Source organism: Prevotella disiens (assembly GCF_900454955.1).
GTDB classification, from domain to species: domain Bacteria; phylum Bacteroidota; class Bacteroidia; order Bacteroidales; family Bacteroidaceae; genus Prevotella; species Prevotella disiens.
In genome coordinates this window covers 103,552-127,727 of sequence record NZ_UGTL01000001.1, presented here as the reverse complement: position 1 = coordinate 127,727, position 24,176 = coordinate 103,552, and the positions used below count along the sequence as shown (strand labels likewise).

At 39.6% G+C, this 24,176-nt stretch carries 17 protein-coding genes; 14 read left to right on the top strand and 3 right to left on the bottom strand.

Annotated features, from left to right (window positions below):
• Positions 1–332 precede the first annotated feature (332 nt).
• Positions 333–2,579 (bottom strand): polyribonucleotide nucleotidyltransferase, encoded by a 2,247-nt coding sequence (gene pnp / locus DYI03_RS00495; RefSeq protein WP_021669884.1) that lies wholly within the window; start codon positions 2,577–2,579, stop codon positions 333–335.
• Positions 2,580–2,942: 363 nt separating this feature from the next.
• Here pnp and DYI03_RS00490 point away from each other — a divergent pair, with 363 nt between their 5' ends.
• Positions 2,943–4,472, top strand: coding sequence for an IS5 family transposase (locus DYI03_RS00490; RefSeq protein ID WP_115367858.1), 1,530 nt, complete (start codon positions 2,943–2,945; stop codon positions 4,470–4,472).
• A gap of 122 nt (positions 4,473–4,594) precedes the next feature.
• On the opposite strand, the gene DYI03_RS00485 is transcribed toward DYI03_RS00490, so the two are convergent.
• On the bottom strand, positions 4,595–5,419 hold the full coding sequence (locus DYI03_RS00485) for an alpha/beta hydrolase (protein ID WP_021669638.1): 825 nt from the start codon (positions 5,417–5,419) through the stop codon (positions 4,595–4,597).
• 242 nt (positions 5,420–5,661) lie between these two features.
• Here DYI03_RS00485 and DYI03_RS00480 point away from each other — a divergent pair, with 242 nt between their 5' ends.
• On the top strand, positions 5,662–6,186 hold the full coding sequence (locus DYI03_RS00480) for an NUDIX hydrolase (RefSeq protein WP_021669639.1): 525 nt from the start codon (positions 5,662–5,664) through the stop codon (positions 6,184–6,186).
• 217 nt (positions 6,187–6,403) lie between these two features.
• Complete coding sequence (locus DYI03_RS00470) at positions 6,404–6,868, top strand: hypothetical protein (protein ID WP_081686627.1); 465 nt, start codon at positions 6,404–6,406, stop codon at positions 6,866–6,868.
• Positions 6,869–7,067: 199 nt separating this feature from the next.
• On the opposite strand, the gene DYI03_RS00465 is transcribed toward DYI03_RS00470, so the two are convergent.
• The gene (locus DYI03_RS00465) at positions 7,068–9,776 is read right to left on the bottom strand and encodes a calcium-translocating P-type ATPase, PMCA-type (RefSeq protein ID WP_036870376.1); all 2,709 of its coding nucleotides are present in this window, start codon (positions 9,774–9,776) and stop codon (positions 7,068–7,070) included.
• A gap of 324 nt (positions 9,777–10,100) precedes the next feature.
• Here DYI03_RS00465 and topA point away from each other — a divergent pair, with 324 nt between their 5' ends.
• The 11 genes from topA to DYI03_RS00405 all read left to right on the top strand — a co-directional run bounded on the left by topA (position 10,101) and on the right by DYI03_RS00405 (position 24,116).
• The gene (gene topA, locus DYI03_RS00460; protein ID WP_025064546.1) at positions 10,101–12,446 is read left to right on the top strand and encodes a type I DNA topoisomerase; all 2,346 of its coding nucleotides are present in this window, start codon (positions 10,101–10,103) and stop codon (positions 12,444–12,446) included.
• Between the two features lie 48 nt (positions 12,447–12,494).
• On the top strand, positions 12,495–13,073 hold the full coding sequence (locus DYI03_RS00455; RefSeq protein WP_021669644.1) for a shikimate kinase: 579 nt from the start codon (positions 12,495–12,497) through the stop codon (positions 13,071–13,073).
• A 12-nt stretch (positions 13,074–13,085) separates the two neighbouring features.
• On the top strand, positions 13,086–14,978 hold the full coding sequence (speA, locus tag DYI03_RS00450; RefSeq protein ID WP_021669645.1) for a biosynthetic arginine decarboxylase: 1,893 nt from the start codon (positions 13,086–13,088) through the stop codon (positions 14,976–14,978).
• 220 nt (positions 14,979–15,198) lie between these two features.
• Positions 15,199–15,711 (top strand): RNA polymerase sigma factor, encoded by a 513-nt coding sequence (locus DYI03_RS00445; protein WP_004358414.1) that lies wholly within the window; start codon positions 15,199–15,201, stop codon positions 15,709–15,711.
• Entirely contained in the window at positions 15,701–16,177 is a 477-nt protein-coding gene (locus tag DYI03_RS00440; RefSeq protein WP_021669646.1) for a hypothetical protein, read from the top strand. Before DYI03_RS00445 ends, DYI03_RS00440 begins: the two co-directional genes overlap by 11 nt.
• Before the next feature lie 635 nt (positions 16,178–16,812).
• A complete protein-coding gene (locus tag DYI03_RS00430) occupies positions 16,813–17,724 on the top strand; it encodes a YitT family protein (protein WP_004358437.1) in 912 nt (303 codons plus the stop codon).
• Positions 17,725–18,006: 282 nt separating this feature from the next.
• Positions 18,007–18,591, top strand: a complete 585-nt coding sequence (locus DYI03_RS00425; RefSeq protein WP_021669648.1) for a hypothetical protein — start codon at positions 18,007–18,009, stop codon at positions 18,589–18,591.
• Between the two features lie 214 nt (positions 18,592–18,805).
• Entirely contained in the window at positions 18,806–20,737 is a 1,932-nt protein-coding gene (locus DYI03_RS00420; RefSeq protein WP_025064544.1) for a leucine-rich repeat domain-containing protein, read from the top strand.
• A 164-nt stretch (positions 20,738–20,901) separates the two neighbouring features.
• The gene (locus DYI03_RS00415) at positions 20,902–21,645 is read left to right on the top strand and encodes a M15 family metallopeptidase (protein ID WP_025064543.1); all 744 of its coding nucleotides are present in this window, start codon (positions 20,902–20,904) and stop codon (positions 21,643–21,645) included.
• A gap of 26 nt (positions 21,646–21,671) precedes the next feature.
• On the top strand, positions 21,672–22,901 hold the full coding sequence (locus tag DYI03_RS00410; RefSeq protein WP_021669652.1) for a THUMP-like domain-containing protein: 1,230 nt from the start codon (positions 21,672–21,674) through the stop codon (positions 22,899–22,901).
• 69 nt (positions 22,902–22,970) lie between these two features.
• On the top strand, positions 22,971–24,116 hold the full coding sequence (locus tag DYI03_RS00405) for a hypothetical protein (RefSeq protein ID WP_021669653.1): 1,146 nt from the start codon (positions 22,971–22,973) through the stop codon (positions 24,114–24,116).
• Positions 24,117–24,176: the final 60 nt, after the last annotated feature.

Here is a 24,176-nt window from a genome sequence, read left to right as displayed (position 1 = left end):
TAAATTTTATAATGAAATAAAGATAAACGAATAAATTATATTTTTTATATCCTGTTTTCGGAAGTATTGCAATGTTATGCGAGTTATTTGCAGAAACTTATAACTATTTGTAATTCGTGCTGCTATGGATTACTTATTTCTATTTTATTTGCTGCTAAATTTTGTAATATAGCGAAATTCCAATGTGTAAAGTGAAGTAGAAATGAACGAAATATAAATAATGGGAGTTTATTAAAACTCTGTCTTGAATAAAATACACCAATATTTTGTATAATAAAAGAGGATATGTCAAAATGACACACCCTCTTTTATTATATGGAAATCGTTACCGATTATTCTTCAAAGTTACGACGGCGGTCGTTATCACGGCGTGGACGACGCTCGCCTCTGTCGTTTCTGTCCCCTCTATCGCCACGTGGACGGCGTTGAGGTTCTACATATCCTTCTGGCTTTTCTAACAAGCAACGGCGTGAAAGCTTGTATTTTCCTGTCTTAGGGTCAATGTCAAGGAGTTTAACTTGTATCTTATCGCCTTCCTTGATACCAGCTTCTTCAACTGTTTCAAGACGTTTCCAATCAATTTCAGATATGTGGAGCAAGCCGTCTTTGCCTGGCATGATTTCAACAAAGCAACCATATGGCATGATAGAACGTACTGTTCCTTCGTATGTTTCACCAATTTCTGGGACAGCAACGATAGCTTTAATCTTGCCCAAAGCAGCATCAATAGCTGTCTTGTTAGGAGCAGAAACTTGGATTTTACCAACACCATCAACCTCGTCAATGGTAATTGTTGCACCTGTATCTTCTTGCATTTGTTGGATAATCTTACCGCCAGGACCGATAATTGCGCCGATAAATTCCTTTGGAATCTCCATTTGAACGATGCGAGGAACTTGTGGTTTCATTTCTTCGCGTGGTTCAGGGATAGTTTCTGTTATCTTGTCAAGGATAAATTCGCGTGCTTGTTTAGCTTGCATAAGTGCTTTTTCGAGAATTTCAAATGAAAGTCCGTCGCACTTGATGTCCATTTGTGTTGCAGTAATACCATCACGAGTACCCGTTGTCTTGAAGTCCATATCGCCCAAGTGGTCTTCATCGCCGAGAATATCGCTCAACACAGCGTATTTATCTTCGCCTGGGTTCTTAATCAAGCCCATTGCAATACCTGAAACAGGCTTTTTGATTGGCACACCTGCGTCCATTAAAGCGAGCGTACCTGAACAAACTGTAGCCATTGAAGACGAACCATTAGATTCTAACACTTGACTAACAAGGCGAACTGTATAAGGGAAATCTTCTGGAATCATGCCTTTCAAACCACGCCATGCCAAGTGTCCGTGTCCAATTTCACGACGACCAACGCCACGTTGTGCCTTTGCTTCGCCAGTACAGAATGGAGGGAAGTTGTAATGAAGGAGGAAACGTTGGTAACTCTTATCCAAAACGTTATCAACCATCTTCTCGTCCAACTTAGTACCCAATGTACAAGTTGCCAAAGCCAAAGTTTCACCACGTTGGAAATATGCGCTTCCGTGTGGCATAGGCAATGGGTCTACCTCACACCATATTGGGCGGATTTCGTCGCATGCACGTCCGTCCATGCGTTTGCCAGTATCAAGAACGCTGCGGCGCATAGAGTCGCGCTCAACATCAGCGAAATAACGGTCTATTTGTGCGTGTTTTTCCTCGAGGTCGTCTTCCGAAAGGTCTGTATGCGCTGCATCGTATCGTTCTACGAAGTCAGTTTTAATTTTCTCATAGACCTCAGCACGATGCTTTTTGTCATCATCGCCACTTTGAGCTTGCGCATAACATGCATCGTAGGTTTCCTTTTTCACTTGCTCACGCAACTCTTCATCGTTCACTTCGTCGCAATATTCGCGCTTAACGTCTGTTCCGAGTTCTTTTGCAAGTTCTTCTTGAATTTCGCACATAGGCTTAATAGCATCGTGTGCAGCCTTCAAAGCGTCAATGAGGTCTTGCTCTGAAACCTCTTCCATTTCTCCTTCCACCATCATGATGTTGTCTTTGGTGGCACCGACCATAATATCCATGTCGGCTTCCTTCATTTGTTCGAAGGTAGGATTAATGATATATTCTCCGTTTACACGTGCTACGCGTACTTCTGAGATTGGGTGTTCGATTGGAATGTCAGAGCATTGCATTGCTGCTGATGCTGCGAAACCTGCCAAAGCATCGGGCATATCCACGCCGTCAGCCGATAGGAGCATTACGCTAACGAATACTTCTGTGTGATAATCTGAAGGGAAAAGTGGACGAAGTACACGGTCTACAAGACGTGATGTAAGGATTTCGTCGTCGTTAGCTTTGCCTTCGCGCTTGGTGAAACCGCCAGGGAATCGGCCTGCGGCAGAGTACTGCTCGCGATAATCTACTTGCAAAGGCATAAAGTCTGTACCTGGAACTGCCTCTTTGGCTGCACAAACAGTGGCAAGAAGGACAGTATTTCCCATACGGAGAACTGCTGCGCCATCGGCTTGCTTTGCAACCTTTCCAGTTTCAATTGTGATGTTTCTTCCATCAGCCAATTGAAGAGTTTTCGTAATTACGTTCATCTAAAAATTTAAAAATACTTATTGTTTTGACCTACATCATAAGGGAAAGGTAAAAAGAGAAAAGCAAAATAAATACAATCATTTTGCTTTGACTGACAAATTACAGTTTCCACATAAAATAAAAAATCGTACAAATTTACCGAATAAAAGCCAAACCAACGAATAAAAGCAACAGATATTTTATAATTCTACTATTTTTCTATTGTTTTTTGCCTAACTTATAGCTACTTAGCCTTTCTTTTCTTCTTTAAATAGTGTTTACTGAATAATTTATAACTCTCTGATATTTAAGTTTATATAACTTTATTTCTTTGTTTGTTTAACTAGAAAATCGTACCTTTATATAGTTAAATCCATAGCAAGATGAAGTTTTACGCTCCAAAATACAAGCAACTTGACCTCGGTTTGCTCCGCTCATCCCTTGATGAGTTGGACAAGACAAACCGATGGGTGGCTCTCGGTGACCTTCTTCCATGGACAGAACTTGAGAAGGAATACAACTCAAGGTTGGACAATCAGAAGAAAGGTGCAGGGAACAAGCCGGCACGCATGATTCTCGGCGCAATGATTATCAAGCACAAACTAAACCTGAGTGATGCCGAGACCATCGAGATTATCAGAGAGAGTCCCTACATGCAGTACTTTTGTGGATTGCATGAGTTCACCGACAAGCCTATATTCGACCCGAGCCTATTCGTCACGATACGCAAGCGAATCTCAGAGGAAGAACTCAACAAGATGACAGTCAAGCTTCTCGACAAGCAGAGGCGTCTTCTTGAAGAGAAACGCAAGCGTGAAGAAGAAGAGGCGAAGAGGAATGATGAGGACCCGCCGGCTCCGAAACCAGAGGATCCGAATGCCGCTTCCTTCACCGACTCAAAAGGTCGCGAGCACAAGGGAGTGCTGAAGATTGATGCTACCTGTGCCGATGCAGAGATGCGTTATCCTGTTGACGTTGATATAATACATGATGGTTGCCGCAAGGTTACCGACTATATTATAAAGGTGTGCGAGATGTTTGAGCTGCACAAGCCACGCACGAACTACAAGCATGCACGTCAGGCATACCTTCAGCTTGTCAAGAAAGCCAAGAAGAAAGGCAAGATGGTGCGTGATACTATCGGGGTGATGCTCAACTACTTGCGCAAGGACATCCGCATCTTAATGGACTTGCTTGCAAAGAACAAGACGTACTACGAGAGCCTATTCCTATATGAGAAACGCACCTTGACTGCAATCCTCACGATGTACCATCAGCAGGAGGAGATGTACAGGTCAAAGACTCATACTTGTGCAGACCGCATACTGAGCATCTTTCAGCCACACGTCCGTGCCATTGTCCGTGGAAAGGCTAAGGCAAGGACTGAGTTCGGGGCCAAGATAGGTGCAAGCATAGTCGAGGGCTATACGTTCATCGACCACCACAGCTGGGATGCCTACAACGAGAGCCAGGATCTCTTGCTACAGATTCAACTTTTCAAAGAACGCTTCGGCTATCTTCCGGCCACCATCCTTGCGGATAAGATTTACCTAAACAGGTCAAACCGAGATATACTTGAGGATTTTGAAATCCATTCATACTGCAAACCGTTAGGGCGACCACCGAAGGATCCTCCTTCAGATGAGATGAAATCCAGAATGGCCAAAGCCATCGGGGAGCGCAATGAAATCGAATGCTCATTCGGTACTGGCAAGAGAATCTATCGAGCCAATGACATAAGAGCCAAGCTTCCAGATACAGCACGATGCTGGACAGGAATGTGCTACTTCGTTAAAAACGTGATGAAGTTCCTCAGGGAACTTTGTCTTGCCCTGACCGAAATCTGGTGGTTTTTCATCATTATCGTCACTATGAGGGGCTACGTCTGCTACCCTCTGTCTGTGAAGAGATAATAATTCAGCAGACCCTAATTAACTTTCTTTTGATTTTTAAGGTTTGATTTTGGTTATAAATAAAAGGTGGTTGGAGCATGAGAAAACTGCCTAACCACCTTTGCTATTTATCTGAAACGTTCTTAAAAACTTCTTAACCAAGCCTTTAAATCCATCATTAATTCCTCGTGATAACGGAAACCAATCTTGCTTCCCCAGCCATGTCCGCCACCAGGATATACGTGCAAGGAAGCACGAATATCGTTTTTATAAAGTTCGGTGTAATAATTGACTCCATTTGCTGGTGGAACGCTGTTATCGTCATCGCTCAAAGCAATGAAAGCACGAGGTGTCATGCGTGATACATTCAAGTCGGCACTATATTTTCTTTGGTCTCGTTTGCTTGGGTGGCTACCTAAAAAGTTATTGAAGCTGCCTTCGTGTCCAAATCCTTCTGTCATGGAAATTACGGGATAGAATAAAATTTGGAAATCGGGCTTAGCCTCACCATGTGATGATGTTGCAAGCGTTGCAGCTAAGTGTCCTCCTGCGGAAAAGCCCATGATACCTACATCGTTTCGGCTTATTTTCCACGCTGTTGCATTCATACGTACAAGTTTGATGGCTTGTTCTGCATCAGCAATAGGCACTTTGGGATTTCCATGTGGTAAACGATACTTCAAAACAATGGCTGCAATGCCTTGATTTTGGAAGAATTCTCCCCAATCATAACCTTCTGTGTCCATAGAAAGCGAACTATAACCACCACCTGGGCATATTACAACGGCGCGTCCTGTGGCTTCTCTGTCAATAGGAAGATAGACACGCACTTTGGCTGTATCCATTTTATCGCCATTATCGTAAGGTTGTTTGCCATTATAAAGTTTCACTTCGAATGTGCTTTGTGCTACAGCTGTGATTGAAAGCGCAATCGTTGCGGCTACTGTAAATAGTTTTTTGAAGTTCATTCTGCTCATTTAAATGTTTTTGTTGCTATCCGTTTTGTTAGTGGATAGCTTGTATTACGGAAGATTTCATCGCTGAAAATAAGTCCATTTGTCTACAAAGTTAATAAAAAAGCAGCGAAACGGCTCTCATGTTTAGAGTTTTTAGTATATTTGCAGGCATAGCACGGGTTTCAAATGGTGCTTAAACTATTTTTAAAATTTATATAGTTTATATTAACAACTTATAGAACAGACTTTTAATCATGCATGTATTAGAGAAATTCAAATATTGTCCAGTGTGCGGAAGTGAGCATTTTGAGGAGCAAAATGCCAAGAGTAAATGTTGTGAAAATTGCGGATTTGAATATTATTTGAACCCCAGTGCAGCGGTTGCTGCGTTCATTTTAAATCGTAAAGGCGAACTTCTTGTCGTTCGTCGCAAACTTGAACCTTCCAAAGGAATGCTTGATTTGCCAGGCGGTTTTGTTGATATTGACGAAACAATGTACGAGGCTTTGTTAAGAGAAGTAAAAGAAGAGACGGGACTTGAGGTGGTAAAATCCGAATTTTTTACTACTTTGCCCAATCATTATAGGTATAGTGGGTTCATGGTTCCTACCTTGGACACTTTTTTTATTTGTGAAATCGAAGACGAAAACCTATTGAAAGCTGCCGATGATGCATCGGAAGCCGTTTGGTTAAAGCTGTCAGATGTGCATACCGAACATTTTGGTTTGCGTTCTATTCGTCATGCTTTGCGTGCATTTTTGCAGTGTCGTGGCTTTTAAAAAAAATAAAAAAGCAGACGATTTCTTCTTTCGTTTGCTTTTTTTTCGTTCCTTTGCACACCATTAATTTACAAAAATTAAATAGAGAACTTATGAATGTACGACTTATTATCGCTTCATTATTATTTTCAACAGCGTTAACTGCGAATGCTCAAACCGAAAATACACGTTCCAAAAGTATTTATCTTGAATTGCTGGGTCCGTCAAATGGAGTGGAGTGAACTTCGATTCACGTTTTAACAAAGATACTGCTTGGGGCTATCGTGTAGGTTTTGGCTTTGGTTACTATCGTTCAAACTCCTTTTTCTATAGTTCAAACTCCATTTTCGGTACTAACGAATCATCACGAGCTTATACAATTCCGTTGGGTGTGAACTATTTAGTGGGTAAAAACAAGCACCAATTAGAAGTGGGCGTTGGTGTGAATGTAGGTCTTTATAACGACCATTATACCATTGCCCGATGGGAAAAGAACGAAGTTATGTCAGATATTAAGTTCGACTATAAGAAAGAAAACAATTTTGGTGCTTTCGGTTTCGCCACCTTAGGCTATCGTTATACAGCACGCAAAGGGTTTCAATTCCGCATAGGTGTTACTCCTGCCTATGTTTGGGGGTCAAATCGTGAAACTAAAAACAAGTTTGTCCTTGCGCCATACATCAGCTTTGGTAAGGCATTTTAGTGGTTTTTCACTCGTCCGTAGTCAAGGATATAAATTTTATAACAACCGCTTAAAATATAAAAAGAGCCTATTTTGCAGCGCAAAATAGGCTCTTTTTGTGTTCAAAACCATCTGTTTTGATTTCCCGACTTGTTCTTTCAAAAAACGAACCCCATATTCTAAATATATTTCTTGCGGTGATAATTTTTAGAACCCACCTTTAACTACTTGTTTTATTGCCAGAGATTAATCTGAACAACTCACCAAGGACGAGTACACCAGCCGAAGACACGATGATTATCACCCAATCGATGATTTTAAGCGGTGTTACGCTGAACATTTTCCCGCCTAATTCGACGATTAATATTTGCCCAATGAGAATCAGGAACAAGATGAACAAGAAACTGCGACAATTCTTTAAATGGAAAGCACTGCGCCCTGTGGCGAAAGAACGTGCGTTAAACATATTCCAAAATTGTAGCATGACAAACAACGTGAAGAATAAACTCAATTCGTAAGCAGTGAGTTCACGATGAGCAGTAAAGTTGAATTGCAACAAATCAAGCATTTCTTCCGTTTTAGAATACTCCAACATGAGAAGGAACGCAAAGAGCGAAACAAAGAAAATGCCACCTAAAATAATAATTCTTTGCCACATAGCCCTCGTTATAATGAAGGCTTTTCGGTTGCGAGGCTTATCGTTCATTACACTTCTCGAAGGTGGTAAAGCCGCCAAAGCCATGGCTGCAAAGGTGTCCATGATAAGGTTTACCCACAACATTTGCGTAACCGTGAGCGGACTTTGTGTCCCCATGAACGCACCAACCAACACAATGAAACACGCTACAACATTGACCGTAAGTTGGAAAAGAATGAAACGCTGAATGTTTTGATACAAACTGCGCCCCCACATCACCGCACGACCAATCGAAAGGAACGAATTGTCGATGATAGTAATATCCGATGCTTCCTTGGCAACACTCGTTCCGTCGCCCATCGAAAGACCTACATGCGCTGCTTTCAAGGCTGGTGCATCGTTCGTACCATCGCCCGTAACTGCCACTACTTGGTTGAGGCTCTGCAAACATTCTACCAATCGTTTCTTATCCATCGGCTTGGCACGTGCAATTACCTTTAAATCCAACACACGTTTGCGCAATTCTTCGTCGGTTAAGGCTGCAAGTTCGGGTCCCGTAATGATATTCCTGTCCGTATCTTGAGCCGTCCAAAGCCCCACTTGTCGCCCTATTTCCTTTGCCGTTCCTGGGGTATCGCCCGTTACAATCTTCACGCTGATACCTGCATCTAAACATTCTTTCACTGCCGCTGGCACTTCTTTGCGCACAGGGTCGGCAATGGCAACAATGCCAAGGAAGGTAAATTTTGCATCAATTTCGGTTTCCCCTTGCATGATTTTAGGAATGATACCCGCTCCTAAGTTGTTGGTTGCAGTTTCAGGAAGTTCTAAATAAGCGAAGCCCAAGGTGCGCATTGCTTGATTTTGCCATTGTAAAAGTTGGCTGTTGATGTCGTCCCACGAATGATTGCCTGCAATTTCCGAACAGAAGTGGCGAATAATATCGGTTGCACCCTTTATATAAAGAAACTTTTTGCCTTCCACAGCAGTCGAGCGCACCAATGTAGCCATGTATTTTCGCTCGGTAGAGAAAGGCAATTCATCAATGACTTCCACTTCATCACGCATCGTTTGATAGTCTAAACCTTGGTCGCGAAGCCATAAAAGCAACGCACCTTCCGTTGGATTGCCCAATGCCACAGGCTTTTCAGGTGCAGAAAGGTCGAGCGAAGCAGTGGAATTGACCGCTATTCCCTCCCTCATCAAGGCAGCATGGAGCGCATTCTTGTCGTCAGATTGCATTTCGTGAACACGCATTTGGTTCTGTGTCAGCGTTCCAGTCTTGTCGGTACAAATCACCGTTGTAGCACCCATTGTTTCGCAAGCGTGCATTTTGCGTACCAAATTATTGGTCTGAAGCATTTTGCGCATTGAATAAGCCAAACTCAAAGTAACTGCCATTGGCAATCCTTCAGGCACTGCCACCACGATAAGCGTAACGCAAATCATGATAGTATCCAAGAAATATTGTATGAAATGCACCCATTCGAAATCAAATTCATTGAAATACATGAGTACACGACCTACCAAAATTAATGCTGCAAAGCCATAACTTGCCCACGTTATCAATGTTCCAAGACGTTCTAATTGTTCGGTAAGCGGTGTTTTCACACTGTTATCAATCTGTGCGGCGGTGAAAACTTTTCCATTTTCGGTAGCATCGCCCACCTTTTTAACTCGAAACAAACCATGACCTTCCATCACTTTCGTACCACGCAACACATGGTTGGTTGGGAAAGTGGCGTCATTGTCAAACTCTTCGGGCTTTATGCTCTTCTTACAAATAGGTTCTCCCGTCAAAGAAGATTCGTCAATGTTGAGCGAAACCGCCGTTAGCAACTCGCCGTCGGCAGGAATATCAGCTCCTGTATTGAGCAGAACAAGGTCGCCAACAACTATATCACGCTTCGGAACATTGGTTGTATTACCATTTCTGATAACTTCCACCGCTTCGTCATCGTTCACTTGATTTAAAATTGAGAATGCTTTGTTGGCTTTTTCTTCAAAAAAGAAAGCTAAGCCCGTAGCCAACAGAATGGCAATAAAGATGCCCACAGGTTCGAAAAACACTTCCTTTCCTTCGTGGAGTACAAAAAATTCATAGAAAGAAATGCCGATTGACAGCATTCCTGCTATGAGAAGAATTACGATAAGAGGGTCGTTAAACTTTGCAATAAACCTTTTCCAAAGCGGAACTTGTGCAGGCGGAGTCAGAATGTTAGCCCCAAATTTTAATCTACTCTCACGAACTTCCTGTTCGTTAAGTCCTTCATAATGTTGTTTGTGTGTCATAAATCCTATAAATAGAATGCAATTTTTGCTTTGAAAGGGCATAGACTGAACCAAAGGAGGATAAGTCGGACTTTTCGGACGAGTCAGACGAATCCGATGTGAGTGTCAATCTTTTTGCAAAGCCAGATGAGTCAGACAGGTCAGATATGTCCGACTTGTCTTTTTGTTAAGTCGTGTGCAGCCATTTCGTTATGCAAAGATAGCAAAACAAGTAAGACAAAGACTTGGTAAAAACTTAAAAAATCAAAAAAGTCTCTATTATATAAGGTGTATGCAAAAAGTTTGTTTAATTTTGCGCCCTTGAATAAAGTACGTAATGCTGATATGCAAGAAAACTTAGTTATAGTAGAGAGCCCTGCAAAGGCAAAAACAATAGAAAAATTCTTAGGCGAAGACTTCAAAGTCATGTCGTCTTATGGTCATATCCGTGACCTTAAAAAGAAGGAATTGAGTGTAGATTTGGACACATTAGAGCCAAATTATGAAATTCCAGAAGAGAAAAAGAAAATCGTTTCGGAACTTAAAAAGAACGCAAAGGAAGCCAAACAGGTTTGGTTGGCGTCCGATGAAGACCGCGAAGGAGAAGCTATTAGTTGGCACCTTTGCGAAGTTCTTGGTTTAGATGAAGCGAAAACTAATCGCATCGTATTTCACGAAATTACGAAATCGGCTATCCTTGCGGCAATTGAAAGCCCTCGCCGATTGGATATGAACCTCGTTAACGCTCAACAAGCACGCCGTGTACTTGATAGATTAGTGGGTTTTAAACTTTCGCCAGTATTGTGGCGTAAGGTGAAACCAGCTCTTAGTGCTGGTCGTGTGCAGAGTGTTGCAGTACGATTAATCGTAGAACGTGAACGCGAAATACAAAATTTCGTGAGCGAACCATTCTATCGTGTCAATGCAATCTTTGCAGCTGAGAGTGAAGATGGAAGCAAAAACGAAGTGAAAGCAGAATTGAACAAGCGATTTACCAAGCACGAAGACGCATTGGCGTTCCTTGAATTGTGTAAAAAAGCGAAGTTTAGAGTGTCGGCAATTGCCAAAAAACCACTCAAGCGTACACCTGCTCCACCTTTTACAACCTCTACTTTGCAACAAGAAGCAGCACGAAAGTTGGGTTTTACAGTAAGCCAAACCATGATGGTTGCACAGCATTTATACGAAGCAGGACGTATTACTTATATGCGTACCGATAGCGTAAATCTTTCATCTTTGGCAGTAAACACAGCAAAAGAAGAAATTACAAAGCTTTATGGCGAAGAATATAGCAAGGTAAGAAAGTATCATACAAGTAGCAAAGGGGCGCAAGAAGCTCACGAAGCTATCCGTCCTACCTACATGGATACCCAAAATATTGAAGGAACAAGTCAGGAAAAACGACTTTATGACCTCATTTGGAAACGTACAATTGCATCGCAAATGGCTGATGCACAGATTGATAAAACCAACGTAAATATCAGTATTCTCGATGAAAACGACAAGGAATTAGCCAAACATCAATTTGTTGCAACAGGCGAAGTGATTACTTTCGATGGTTTCTTGAAGGTATATCGTGAATCAACCGATGATGAAAACGAGTCGGAAGATTACTCTCACGCACTGCCAGTGATGCGAGAAAATGAAGATTTAGAACGTCGTAGCATCGTTTCAACCGAGCGTTATTCAATGGGACCAAGCCGTTATACGGAAGCAAGCCTTGTTCATAAGTTGGAAGAATTAGGCATCGGACGCCCTTCAACATACGCTCCTACCATTTCAACCATTCAACAACGAGAGTACGTTCAGAAGGGTGATAAGAAGGGAGAGGAACGCTCTTATGTCGTAGATACTTTGCAAGCACTGAAAATTACTTCGAAAAACAAGAAAGAAGTAGTAGGCGCTGATAAGGGAAAACTTATTCCTACCGATATTGGTATCGTGGTAAACGACTTCTTAATGGAGAACTTCCCAGATATTTTGGACTATAATTTTACGGCTAAAGTAGAACAAGATTTCGATAAAATTTCCGAAGGAAAAGCTGTTTGGAATGCCGAAATGAAGAAATTTTACAAGAAGTTTGAACCATCTGTTGAGGCGGTTATGAATGCTCGTTCAGAACATAAGGCAGGCGAAAGAGAATTGGGCAACGACCCAAAGACAGGCAAACCTGTATTCGTAAAGATTGGTCGCTTTGGTCCTGTGGTGCAAATTGGAACTGCTGATGATACAGATAAACCACGTTTTGCCCAACTCCCAAGCGATAAGAGCATGGAATCTTTGACCTTAGAAGATGCCTTAGAACTCTTTAAACTCCCTCGTACGGTTGGTCAATTCGAAGATACCGATGTGGTAATTGGTGCTGGTCGCTTTGGTCCGTATGTGATGCATAATAAAAAATATGTTTCTTTGCCAAAAGAAGAGAACCCTCTCACGGTTGGTTTGGAAACTGCTATACAACTTATTCAGGCAAAACGTTTGCAAGAAGCACAACGCCATATCAAGAAATTCGATGAAAATCCTGATATGGAGGTTATGAATGGTCGCTACGGACCTTACATTGCCTTCGAGGGAAAGAACTATCGTATGCCGAAAAACCTCCACGATAAGGCGGCAGAGCTTACCTACGAAGAGTGTCAAGAGATTGTTAAAAATGCGCCAGCACCTAAAACAAGGCGTACACGCAAATAAAAAATATAGTAACCTGCCTTTCCCTGCGAAGGGCAGGGATATAAATGAATGATTAATAACGTAGAAAATAAACCTTCACGCATCATCATTTTGGGTTATATGGGGGCTGGAAAAACCACCTTAGGTCATGCTTTGTCAAAGGTTTTGGATATGCCTTTCTATGATTTAGACTGGTATATTGAAAGCAGAATGCGCAAAACGGTGTCGCAAATCTTTGAAGAACGTGGCGAAGAGGGATTCCGAACCATAGAAAGGAATATGTTGCACGAGGTGGCAGAATTTGAAAATGTCATCATTTCGTGCGGAGGCGGCACTCCATGCTTCTTCGATAACATGGAATATATGAACCAACAGGGCGAAACAGTCTATCTTTCAGCCACGCCAGAAATACTTTACCAACATCTACAAATGGGAAAAAAGGAGCGACCACTGCTCAAAGGTAAGTCGGAAGAAGAACTAAAAATGTTCATGCAAACTCAACTCAACGACAGGAATGTTTATTACAACCAAGCAAAGCATATTTTCCGTGTAGAATTAATGGATACGCGCGACAAAATACAGTTCCTTGCCGAACGCCTTATCAACGATTTGGGCATCAAAAAGAACAATACAAATACAAAATTATAATTGGAATAGAGAATGAAAAAATGGACGATTGAAGATTCAAAGGAACTCTACAACATCAAAGGGTGGGGTACTTCTTATTTCGGAATAAACGAACAGGGTAATGTTTTCGTTACACCTTGCAAAGATAACACACAATTAGATTTGTGTGAAATCATGGACGAGTTGGTGTTACGCGATGTTACACCACCTGTTTTGCTCCGTTTTCCAGATATTCTTGACAATCGTATTGAGATGACTTCATCGTGTTTTGAAATCGCAAAGAAGGAATACGATTACAAAGGAGAGAACTTCATAATCTATCCGATTAAGGTTAATCAGATGCAACCTGTTGTTGATGAAATTATTTCGCACGGCAGAAAGTTTAATCTTGGACTTGAAGCAGGTTCAAAGCCTGAACTTCATGCTGTTATAGCAGTGCAATGCCAAAGCGATTCGCCTATTATTTGCAACGGATACAAAGACCAAAGCTACATAGAATTGGCTCTTTTAGCGCAGAAAATGGGCAAACGCATCTTCATTGTGGTTGAAAAACTCAATGAAATAGACATTATTGCCAAAGCAGCAAAGAAACTTAACGTGAAGCCAAACATTGGTATTCGTATAAAATTGGCATCAACTGGCTCTGGAAAATGGTCGGAAAGTGGTGGCGATGCGTCTAAATTCGGACTCACTGCATCGGAACTTCTTCAAGCATTAGATATTCTTGACGAAAAAGGTTTGCACGATTGCTTGCGCTTAATTCACTTCCATATAGGTTCGCAAATTACCAAAATACGCCGCATTCAGACCGCTCTTACTGAAGCAGCCCAATACTATGCAAATTTGAGAAAAATGGGTTACAACGTCGATTTCGTCGATTGTGGTGGCGGATTGGGCATTGATTACGATGGAACTCGCTCGTCAAGCAGCGAAAGTTCGATTAATTACACCATTCAAGAGTATGTAAACGACTGCGTTTGCACTTTTGTCGATGCCTCAAATAAGCATAATATTCCTCACCCAAATATCATTACGGAAAGCGGACGAAGCGTTGCTGCCCACCATTCCATACTCGTTATTGATGTGTTGGAAACAGCTTCGTTGCCAGAAATGGACGAAGAATTTGAAGCAAAGGAAACCGACCACCAATTGGTTCGTGAGCTTTACAAGATTTGGGACAACCTAAATTCGCGTAATATGTTAGAAGACTGGCACGATGCCGAACAAATTCGTGAAGAATCGTTAGAACTTTTCTCACACGGATTGGTTGATTTGAAGACTCGTGCTGAGATTGAAGCCATGTATTGGAGTGTTTGCCACGAAATAAACATATTGGCAAAGGGTATGAAACACGCTCCTGACGAGTTGCGAAACTTGGATAAAATTCTTGCTGATAAATACTTCTGCAACTTCTCTTTGTTCCAATCATTGCCTGATAGTTGGGCGATTGACCAACTTTTCCCTGTGATGCCTATTCAAAGACTGAACGAACGACCAACAAGAAAGTGTACCTTGCAAGATATTACTTGCGATAGCGATGGAAAAATTGCCAATTTTGTTACCGAAGGACGCACCTCTCATGTGTTGCCAGTTCACGCTTTGAAACGCAACGAGCCTTACTATTTGGGTGTATTCCTCGTTGGTGCTTATCAAGAAATACTCGGCGATATGCACAATCTCTTTGGCGATACCAACGCAGTACACCTTTCTGTGAAGGACGGAGCCTATCATATTGACCAAATTTTTGATGGTGAAACCGTTGCCGAAGTGCTTGAATATGTGCAATATAACCCTAAAAAATTGGTTCGACAGCTTGAAATTTGGGTTACAAAGAGCGTAAAACAAGGTAAAATTTCACTTGAAGAAGGTAAGGAATTTTTGAATAATTACCGAAGTGGACTTTACGGTTACACTTACTTAGAGTAAAGATTTTTATTGAAATCCAAGCAAATATTTTTCATTTGTGCGGGCTTTTGTTCATCTATCTTTTATATTTCACACCAAGATATTAAGCAAAAGCTCGCACGAATAAAAGAAAATGTAGCAGTAACCATTTATTTTAATTCGTAACAAAAGTTAAAATTATTTCTTTTTCGCCCCCTTTTGTAACTTTATCCTCACCCAATTCGTCATTAAAACAGAGAGAATGAAAAAAATCAGTTTCCGAAACGATGTCTTGCCTTTAAAGAATCAACTCTTTAGGTTGGCTCTTCGCATCTGTCTTAATCGCGAAGAAGCAGAAGATATTGTACAGGATACGATGATAAAAGTGTGGGACAGACGCTACGAATGGGACAATATTGACTCGATAGAAGCCTATAGTTTGCGTATTTGCAGAAACATTTCACTCGATAGATTAAAGAAAAAAGACAACCAAAACGCATCGTTAGAAGACGAGAACGTAGAGGTTACGAATGAAAGTATCACCCCACAAGAACGATTAATTCACCAAGACCGCATCAGAGTAGTCAAGGAAATCGTAAATGCTCTGCCCGAAAAGCAACGCTCATGTATGCAGTTACGCGACTTTGAAGGTAAGCAATACAAAGAAATTGCCGATATATTGGACATCACGGAAGAGCAAGTAAAAGTTAATATTTTCCGCGCCAGACAAACGGTAAAACAAAACTTTCAGAAAATAGAACAATATGGATTATAAGTACATAGAACAGTTAATGGAGCGTTATTGGCGCTGTGAAACTTCTCTGCAAGAGGAGGAGATACTTCGTTCGTTCTTCTCTCAGGAGGACGTACCTGCCAATTTGCTGCCTTATAAGGAATTGTTCAGCTACGAACAAACCGAAAAGGCAACCGAGATACTGGGTGAAGACTTTGACCAAAAGATACTCGGAATGGTCAATGAAGACCATCCTGTAAAGGCTCGTGTAATAACCATGCGACAAAGGCTTATGCCTCTATTCAAAGCGGCGGCGGTTGTTGCTATCATACTCACTTTGCAGAACGCATTACAGGGTGCTTTAACCGATGAACAAGCGGCTCAGCAGCCTACAATGACACCTATTGAAAATACAGCCAACAAAGGTGCAGCGGTAGCAAAGATTGATTCGGCAAAGATTGATTCTGCTCAGCAGGCACAAGCAATAGCACCTTCCGATGTAAATTAAGAAATATCATTTAATGCTTTCTCTATAAAACAAATCATTTTTCTATAAAACAACTCGAAACTGCGAAGTTTCATATCTCAAATTTTGATAGCATATTAGAGTAAAAAGCTAGCACCATGGTGCTAGCTTTTTTGTTTTATGTTAAAATATCGTTCAAATTTTGCTTTAAATTTCCCACTTTTTGATTTTTCTTAAAATTGTCTTTGTCAGAGAAAGGATAGTATAAGGCGTTCAATTTCGTTACAAATAGGAAGTTTACATTTTGTTTTTGGTGTTTTAAGGGCGTTTTTCGAATATAAGGAATGTTTAAAACACTTAAAATGGTATGTGATTTAAAATTATAAGTAAGTTGAAATTTAAGGAATAAAGTATCTTTATGATGCTGTTTAATAATAATTTTATGCATAAAGTAATTTGTTTCTTTTAATTTTAGGATATAAGTAAACAATTATATGTTTCTTATAAATTATTAAAACAAATAGAAATGTTGCGTTTTTATTACTTTTTGCAAAACGATAGAGAATTGTCAATAAATTGTAAGCATTTAATTTGTTTATTCAATATTAATGACTAATTTTGCAAAGAATTTCATTCACTTTGAAGAGTAATGGGTAACAGATTTAAAACTTTTTTTTATGAGCATTAAAATTACAAAGAGAGCGCTTTTTCGCGAGATTGTAGATTATCTGATTATTGCCATTGGCTGTTTGTCATATGGTATTGGTTGGAACATTTTCCTGCTTCCTAACAATATTAGTACGGGAGGTGTGGCTGGTTTGTCGTCTATTTTATTTTGGGGCTTGCACATTCCTGTTTATATTACCTACTTCTGTATGAACGCATTACTGCTTATCATCGCCCTTAAAACATTGGGCTGGCGGTTTTGTGTGAAGACTGTTTACGGCGTTGTTATGCTTACATTTGTAACAGGCTACTTACAAGAGTTTTGTCCTAATCCAACGATTTTGAGTGACCAACCTTTCATGACCGCACTCATCGGTGCTATTTTCTGTGGTGCAGGTTTGGGTTTCTGTTTGTCTTATAATGGTAGTACGGGAGGTTCGGATATTGTTGCTGCGGTGGTTAATAAGTATCACGATATATCGCTCGGCAGAGTGATTATCTTGGTGGATACCACTATTGTATCCTTTAGTTACGTTGTTTTGAAGGATTGGGAACAAGTCATTTATGGTTATGTTAGTTTGATAGTTGCTTCGTTTGTGCTTGACCAAGTAGTAAACGCAGGACGAAAGTCAGTGCAATTCCTTATTATTTCAGAGCGTTACCAAGAAATTTGTAAGCAAATTGTGGAGATGCCTCCTCATCGTGGTTGTACGGTAATTGATGCTCATGGATATTATACAGGCAACAATACGAAGGTTGTTTTGGTGGTAACTCGCCAACGTGAAGCTGGTTTGTTGTACCGTTTTATCAACGATATAGACCCTCATGCCTTTGTAACCCAGAGTCAAGTAATGGGTGTGTTCGGTGAAGGTTTCGATAAGTTTAAAGTAAAGAATAAGAAAAAAGATAAAATTGAAGATTAAAGGTCGGCATTATCTAATTGTGCTGAATCCCAAAAGAGCCTGTTTTGAACTTCAAAACAGGCTCTTTTTTTGTTGCAAACCTATTGTTTTAAAATTGAAACAATAGGCGAGAAAAATAATACATAGAGGTTGTAAGTCATGTTTTGTTGAAATTTACGTTAAACGAATAGCGATAAGTCTTAACATTTTATATTCTTCAATCTTTTTACAACTAATTCTAACGCAAAAAAGTTGGTTTTAGTAATTAAATCATACTTTTGCGCAAGTAATTAAATCATACAAATGAAGCTTAAACATTATCTATTATTACTCGCTCTAATGGTAGCAATCGTTGCAAATGCACAAGAAGTACAGGTTTGCGATGCTACTACAAAATTGCCTATACGCAATGTGCAGGTAAAAATAGACGATAAACCATTTGGAAAAACAGATTTCCGTGGCATTATTTTACTTCCTGACACATTTAAAACAGCTACTTTTACGCATAAAAGTTACCATAAAGAAACACTCTTTTGTAAAGAATTAAAGTCAGATACCTTATTCCTTTTTAATGAGAAACACTATTTAGACGAAGTCGTTATCATGGGAAAGCACCGAATAGATGGGCGAGCATTGCTAAAAACGATGCCTGAACGTGATATATTGGAGAAAGCCCCACCTCGCGAATTGGGCGGATTTGATTTAGGTTTAATGCTCGACAAACGATTGAAACGAGATAAAAAGCACGTTGAAAAACTACGCAAGATATTTAAACAGATGGACGGCACCGATACGGACGACCCTATTTTGCGTATTTACAACCAAATGAAGATTGACAAGCAAAGGAAAGAAATAGAGCAAAAAATTGAGGAAAGTCAAAAGAAATAAAAATTTTCGAAATTGATTTCTATGTTTTTCGTTAAAAATACAGTTTCTAATACTTTTTAGAAAAATATGAATGCTTTCGCATCAAAAGTTTGATAAAAGTTTTGTTTTCATCAATTTTCTAATTACTTTTGAAGCATCTCTTGATGAAATCAACTATAAACCAAGTTTTTTTTTCATCAACAAACTGAAAATTTATCAACAAACTAACAATCTTATGAAAAAATTTTATTCATTAATCACACTGTTATTATTGGGTGCTTTAAACTTATGTGCCCAAAGTGTTAGTCCAATCTATCAACCAGGAACAGAAGGACCATGGTATCAAGAAAAAGTAGAACAAGGAAAGCCACGCAATTTTTATGATTATGGTGGTCCTGAAAAAGGAACAAAAGGCGATTTTGCTTATACTTTGATGCGCTTAGAACCAGGAAATTCTGACTCACATATAACCATTGTATTTGAAAAAATGAATTTAGCCGAATATGATGATTTAAGAATTTACGATGGATTAGTTGAACTCTATTGCGATCGAACAGATGAAGCTACTTGGGGCTGGCCTAAAGATAAAACAGAAATAAAGCGTTTTAAAGGTGAAGAAAATAAGATGCCTGTGCGTGTTTCTTCAACATCTAAAGATGGCTGCTTGTCAGTAGCTTTCTATTCGGCTGATGTAGCTGAAGGTTGGGTTGCCAAAGTGTATTGTGTGCCTAATGGTGGCGAAGAGCCTACTGTTGGAACAGCAGAAGTTGTACCTAATTTCACCCTGAAAGTAGACCCTAAGTTGGAAACAAAATTAGATGAAGATGGTGAAGAAATTCCTAATGAAGTAACTTTACAGCTTGGAGGAATACAAGCCAATCAGACCATTCAGATTGATGTTGACGGCACAAAAAAGGACTATACCATTTTGAAAAAGGGTCTTCCAAACAAAGTTAATTTGGAAGTTAGTGCTAATTCGGTAATAAAAATTTATGGCGACTTGTATAGTTTGGCAGCTCAATGTCAAAAGTTGGTAGCTTGCGACTTGGGTAAGAATGACCAATTGGAAGACCTTGATTTAACAGGCAACAAGATTACAGCATTGGATTTGAGCAAATTGCCAAAAATGCGCATTTTAAGTGTTACAGCAAATAAACTCACTTCTATCGATTTGAGTAACTTGGCAAATCTTGAACAATTCTATGGTAGCTACAATGTAGTGGGTGCTTTGCGTACAAAGATGAATCCTAAATTGGAAGTACTATCATGTGCTGGCATGGGATTAACAGAATTAGACCTTACAAGCAATCCTAATCTTGAAATTTTGACCATTGATGAAAATAAATTTGAGGTATTCCCTGACTTGACCAATAAGCCAAATCTTAGATATTTGCACATGGAAAAATGTGATTTGAAGAACATTGATGTTGCAATTTACCCATTATTGAAAGACCTTGATGTATCAGACAATCAACTTTCTACTATTGATATTACCAAGAATCCTAAATTAATTAAACTTGATTTGGACAATAACAAGTTTGATGCTTGTACGCTCAACGATGTAATGTATCTTTTGCCAAAAGCAAACGAAAGCGACCAAGCACGTTTCCAAGCTGACGGCAATGATGGTTCAGCTACTTGCGACAAGACTTTGTTGGACGGTAAGAACTATTTTGTAAAGGTACAAGGCAACGGTGGTGGTTGCGACAAAGTAAGATTGAAGTTTGAAGCAAACACACAAGGTAGCATTAAAACAAAAGTTGATGGCAATAATGTGGCCGAATGGACACCAATTGTCAAAGGAAAGAAGGTGGAAATAGAAGCTACACCAATGCAAGGCTACAAGTTGGAGAAGACTATGCTCGACGGAAAGACAATAGAAAACAATACATTTACCATTAATAATTATGGTGTCCTTGCAGCTGTATTTACCAAAACAGACGGAATTGATAAGGTTGAAACTGAAAATCTGAAGGTGATAAGCCATAACGGAAATATCATTGTGAAAGGTTTGCAAGCTGAAAAAACATTTGCTATTTTTGATACAGCTGGTAAATTGCTCCATAAAGGTGTTGCAGATGCAAACGGTGATGTAACTATCTCTATGCCAAGCGGACATATTGCCATTTTGAAACAAGGTAGAGTCGCAATAAAAATAGCGTATTAATCGAAGAAAATAGAATGCTTCTTGCGATAAAATCGTGAGAAATGAATAAAAATAAGTTGGCGAAGATAGTTGAGTAAACACTGAATTATCTTCGCCAAACTTGTTTTTGATAACAAAATTTTGTATCTTTGAATGTGGAAATGAATAAACCCACAGATACAAAAATGAAGAAAATAACGATTTTATTGATTGTCTTGCTCTGCGTAATGGGCTTTTCGGCATTCAAAAAGGATAAGAGCGAAGTGCGAAAAGCGTCTGTTTCGACTACTGCACAACGCATGGAGCAGCAAGGATTAGTAAATATTAAAAGCGTAGACCCTACCATAAAAATAGCGTTGATGTATGCTCGTACGGACAATTTCTTAAAGAAAATGCTGTACAAAGACTTGCGTGAGGCTTATTTCCTGCCTCGCTGTGCCACATCATTGAAGAAAGCCCAAGCCGAATTGAAGCGTTTGCGTCCAGATTTAAGTCTGATTATTTTCGATGCTACCCGCCCCATGAGCATACAACAAACCATGTGGAACGCAGTAAAGAATACCAATCATTATTTTTATGTATCGAATCCGAAGAACGGAGGCGGCATGCACAACTACGGAATGGCGGTGGATATTAGTATTTGCAAGGCTTCGTGGAATGAAAAGTTGTGGAAAGATAGCGCAAAGGCATGCTCAATAGATACAATTCCAATGGGAACGAAAGTAGACCACATGGGCTTTGAAAGTCATATAGACAAAGAACAGCAACTTTTAGCCAAGGGTATCCTTACAAAAGAGCGTTTTGAAAACCGAGCATTATTGCGCCGTGTGATGAAAGAAGCGGGATTCACTCCTTTAAGAACCGAATGGTGGCACTTTAATCTCTGCACAAGAGCATGGGCAAAAGCCAACTTGAAAGTAGTAAAATAATATAGTTCACAAAGAATTTCAGACAATTGGAAACTCCAGAATTTATCCGTGAATATGCAAATGCTGATGTGAAAACACTCGCTTTGTTGGGGAAACGTTTTCCAAAGGTGGATATGCCTTTTGCCATTAACCAGATACAAGGGCGACAGTTAGCAAAAACAAAACTACCCATGTGGGCAGCGATTGACGGAATAATCTATCCGCCGCACCTTAATATGGAGCAATGTTCGAGCGAACAAACAGCAGTTTATAAACAAAAACTGGTGAGAAGGTTGATAAATTCTGTCGAAGTGAATGGCAAAACTAGTCTTATTGACTTAACAGGGGGATTTGGTGTAGACTTTTCTTATATGTCGCAAGTGGTTGAAACGGCTTGTTATGTGGAACGAAACGAACAATTGTGCAGCATAGCAGAACAGAATTTCAAGCGACTAAGGTTGAAAAATGTAATGCTAAAAAATAAAGATTCCATCGAATTTTTACAGACTTTAGAGCCACAAACAATTCTCTTTTTAGACCCAGCACGCCGAAATGCAAACGGGGGGAAAGTGGTTTCCATAGAAGATTGTGAACCCAATGTGTTAGCATTGCGCGATGAATTGATGTCAAAAAGCCAATTTGTCATCGTAAAACTATCGCCAATGTTAGATTGGCACAAGGCTGTGGAGCAATTAGAATGTGTTTTTGAAGTGCATATCTTATCGGTTGGCAACGAATGTAAGGAACTTTTGTTGGTACTTTCAGCTGATGAAATGGCAAAAAATAATAAATCAGAAACGAAAATAAGGGTTTTTTGCGTGAACGATGAACAGTGTTTCGAATACGAAAGAAATAATGAAAAAGAAGCAAATTCATCGTTGAAACAAAGAATTTTCGATATGAATTCGCCTTTACCCAACTACCTTTATGAACCAAATGCCTCGCTAATGAAAGCGGGCGACTATGCTCAAATTACAGAAAGATATGATGTTGCAGCCGTTAGTGCTAACTCTCATCTTTTTATTTCAAATCATTGGGAACGTAATTTCCCAGGCAGACAATTCAAAATCATAGATTATTGCAGCCTTAACAAGAAGGAATTAAAAGAAAAAATAGCAGGTATTACGCAAGCAAACATCTCCGTTAGAAACTTTCCCATGCGTGTTGAGGAGTTGAGAAAACGCTTAAAAATAAAAGATGGAGGCGAAGTTTATATTTTTGCAACTACACGTCAAAACAAAGAATATATATTAATAATAGCCAAAAAAGTGATGTAAATTTGTAAACCTTATATAAAATAAGTATCTTTGCATGTTTAAAGTCAAAAATGAAATAATTATATCATAATGTCATTAATCCAAATAAAGAAGGTCGAAACAAAAAACGAACTTAAAAAGTTTATTGAATTTCACTATGACCTCTATGAAGGAAATGTGTACGACGTCCCTCCGCTCTATAGCGACGAGTGGAATGTATTGTCCAAAGACAAGAATCCAGCGTTCGATTTTTGTGAAGCTGAATATTTCTTAGCATTGAAAGATGATAAAATTGTAGGTCGTGTAGCTGCAATTATCAACCATAAAGCCAATAAAAAGTGGGAGCGTAAAGACGTGCGTTTTGGGTGGATTGAGTACATTGATGATATTGAAGTTTCAAAAGCATTACTCACCGCAGTCGAAGAATACGGTCGTTCGAAAGGCATGGATACCATTGCTGGACCTTTAGGGTTTACAGATATGGATCCAGAGGGCATGCTTACAATGGGTTTTGATAAGTTAGGAACGATTGCAACGAATTATAATTACGATTATTATCCAAAGCATTTTGAACAATTGGAAGGTTGGGAGAAAGATGTAGACTACTTGGAATACAAAATAAATGTGCCTGATCAAATCCCAGAAAAGTTGATAAAACTCTCTGAAATGATTCAGAAGCGATATAATTTGCACATTAAAAAACTTACGAAAAAGGATATTTTCGAAGGCGGATATGGTAGAAAAATCTTCCATCTCATTAATAGTACTTACAAAGACCTATACGGCTATTCAGAATTGACCGATAAACAAATAGACGTTTATATCAATCAATACTTCCCTTATGCCAATTTGGAATTTATAACAGTCATTGAAGACGGCAATAAAGACAATCAAATTGCAGGTATGGGCATCACTATTCCGTCACTTTCCCTTGCATTACAAAAATGCAAACGAGGCAGATTGTTACCTTTTGGCTGGTGGCACATGTTGAAAGTAATTAAGTTTACAAAGACAGAAGGAGTAGATTTATTGCTGTTAGGATTTCTTCCAGAATACAGATCCAAGGGCGCTAATGCACTGTTGTTCTACGATTTAATTCCACGCTACCAAAAATATGGTATCAAATGGGGTGAAAGTCAAGTCGAAATGGAAACTAATGGTGGTGTACAAAGCCAATGGGACATGTTTGACACAGTAAATCATAAACGCAGACGTTGCTTTAAGAAAAAACTTTAAGTAGAGACTTGATAGAAAAGAATTAGAATTTAATAAGGATAGATACAGAAAAAATATCGT

What these genes read in the sequence shown, in the direction of transcription:
- pnp (WP_021669884.1), bottom strand. Translation starts at nt 2,579, where the DNA reads ATGAACGTAATTACGAAAACTCTTCAATTGGCTGATGGAAGAAACATC.
- DYI03_RS00490 (WP_115367858.1), top strand. Translation starts at nt 2,943, where the DNA reads ATGAAGTTTTACGCTCCAAAATACAAGCAACTTGACCTCGGTTTGCTC.
- DYI03_RS00485 (WP_021669638.1), bottom strand. Translation starts at nt 5,419, where the DNA reads ATGAACTTCAAAAAACTATTTACAGTAGCCGCAACGATTGCGCTTTCA.
- DYI03_RS00480 (WP_021669639.1), top strand. Translation starts at nt 5,662, where the DNA reads ATGCATGTATTAGAGAAATTCAAATATTGTCCAGTGTGCGGAAGTGAG.
- DYI03_RS00465 (WP_036870376.1), bottom strand. Translation starts at nt 9,776, where the DNA reads ATGACACACAAACAACATTATGAAGGACTTAACGAACAGGAAGTTCGT.
- topA (WP_025064546.1), top strand. Translation starts at nt 10,101, where the DNA reads ATGCAAGAAAACTTAGTTATAGTAGAGAGCCCTGCAAAGGCAAAAACA.
- DYI03_RS00455 (WP_021669644.1), top strand. Translation starts at nt 12,495, where the DNA reads ATGATTAATAACGTAGAAAATAAACCTTCACGCATCATCATTTTGGGT.
- speA (WP_021669645.1), top strand. Translation starts at nt 13,086, where the DNA reads ATGAAAAAATGGACGATTGAAGATTCAAAGGAACTCTACAACATCAAA.
- DYI03_RS00445 (WP_004358414.1), top strand. Translation starts at nt 15,199, where the DNA reads ATGAAAAAAATCAGTTTCCGAAACGATGTCTTGCCTTTAAAGAATCAA.
- DYI03_RS00440 (WP_021669646.1), top strand. Translation starts at nt 15,701, where the DNA reads ATGGATTATAAGTACATAGAACAGTTAATGGAGCGTTATTGGCGCTGT.
- DYI03_RS00430 (WP_004358437.1), top strand. Translation starts at nt 16,813, where the DNA reads ATGAGCATTAAAATTACAAAGAGAGCGCTTTTTCGCGAGATTGTAGAT.
- DYI03_RS00425 (WP_021669648.1), top strand. Translation starts at nt 18,007, where the DNA reads ATGAAGCTTAAACATTATCTATTATTACTCGCTCTAATGGTAGCAATC.
- DYI03_RS00420 (WP_025064544.1), top strand. Translation starts at nt 18,806, where the DNA reads ATGAAAAAATTTTATTCATTAATCACACTGTTATTATTGGGTGCTTTA.
- DYI03_RS00415 (WP_025064543.1), top strand. Translation starts at nt 20,902, where the DNA reads ATGAAGAAAATAACGATTTTATTGATTGTCTTGCTCTGCGTAATGGGC.
- DYI03_RS00405 (WP_021669653.1), top strand. Translation starts at nt 22,971, where the DNA reads ATGTCATTAATCCAAATAAAGAAGGTCGAAACAAAAAACGAACTTAAA.